Genomic DNA, 1,603 nt, shown 5'->3' on the forward strand with positions numbered 1-1,603 from the left:
GAGACGGCGAAAAAGAAACGAAAGGAGACATCTGCATTGACGCCAACATGACGCGCAGAACATAACAACCGGGTGGGTCAGATCTCGGTGACAATGCCGGGTCAATTCTCAGTGGCAATCAACACAGAAGGACCGCAAGGTCATGCTGTCGCCCGGATTGCTGGAGTTGCTGCGCGCCTGGTGGCGCGAGGCCCGGCCGGAGGGTTGGCTGTTCCCCGGCAAGCCCAAGATCAACCCGATCTCGCCGCGCCAGCTGAACCGGGCCTTCACCTCGGCCAAGCACATGGCCGGGGTCAAGAAGCCCGCCACCTTGCACACGTTGCGCCACAGCTTCGCGACGCATCTGCTCGAAGCCAACACGGACGTGCGCGTGATCCAGGTGCTGCTCGGGCATGCCAAGCTGACGACGACCGCCCGATACACCCACGTGGCCACCAAGACGATCCGTGACACCGTCAGCCCCTACGAGATGCTGGCCAGGTTGCAGGATCAGACGGTGAAGCGAAGCCTGGAGTGACCGGACGCCGGGGTGCGCCGGCCATTGCTGGAGCTGGCTGACATCTTCCGTGCCCATGGCCCTGCGTGGCGGCAGGCCAATGCGGGGCATGTCAGCCTGACCCAGCTGAAGGTGATGTCAGCGATCGAGGCCTGCCGGACCGAGGCGCTCGGCGGGCATGTGGCGGGCTGTGCCAAGTGTGGCCACCATCACATTGCCTACAACTCCTGCAAGAACCGGCACTGCCCGAAGTGTCAGGGACCGGCGGCACGCGACTGGATGGAGGCACGGGCTGAGGACCTGCTGCCGGTGGAATACTTCCACGTCGTCTTCACGATGCCAGCCGAGATCGCGCAGATCGCCTATTGGAACAAGAAAGCGGTCTACGGGCTGCTGTTCAAGGCGTCGGCCGAGACCGTCATGACCATCGCGGCCGACCCCAAGCGCATGGGCGCGCGGGTGGGCATGACCAGCGTCCTTCATACCTGGGGATCGGCGCTGACACACCACCCGCACATCCACATGCTCGTCCCCGGCGGTGGCCTGTCGCCAGACGGCACAAATTGGGTCGCCTGCAAACCAGGGTTCTTCCTGCATGTGCGGGTTCTCTCGCGACTGTTCCGCCGCCTGTTTCTGGAGGGGTTAATGGCCCTGCACCGGGCCGGTCAGCTGGCCTTCTTCGGCGATCTGGCCGAGCTGGCCAGCGCGGAGACCTTCAGCGCCTGGCTCGCCCCCTTCCGCAAATCCGAATGGGTGGTCTATGCCAAACCGCCCTTCGGCGGACCAGAGGCCGTGCTGGCCTATCTGAGCCGATACACCCACCGCGTCGCCATCTCCAACCACCGGCTTGTCAGCGCCGATGCCGACACAGTGACCTTCCGCTGGAAGGACTACCGCATCAAGCATGGCGACAGGCAGAAGGTCATGCGCCTGGCCACGCCCGAGTTCATCCGCCGTTTCCTGATCCATGTTCTGCCTGACGAGTAATGCTTGAAAGTTGGTGATGCCCTGAGGGGCGGCATATCAAGGCGGTGTCTACGCGCCGTCAATTCTCAGCCGAGAAAGGGATATGCCACATGTCAGAAGCTACCATCACCCATCTGCCCG

General features: G+C 63.4%; 2 pseudogenes. Both read left to right on the forward strand.

The annotated features are described in order from the left end of the window. Positions 1-127: 127 nt before the first annotated feature. Positions 128-517: pseudogene (locus tag KNW02_RS20520) on the forward strand (tyrosine-type recombinase/integrase); the annotation flags it as partial. A gap of 12 nt (positions 518-529) precedes the next feature. Continuing rightward, positions 530-1,477, forward strand: a pseudogene (locus KNW02_RS20525) (IS91 family transposase); the annotation flags it as partial. Positions 1,478-1,603 lie beyond the last annotated feature (126 nt).

The organism is Paracoccus marinaquae, from assembly GCF_018860165.1.
Taxonomy (GTDB): Bacteria; Pseudomonadota; Alphaproteobacteria; order Rhodobacterales; family Rhodobacteraceae; genus Paracoccus; species Paracoccus marinaquae.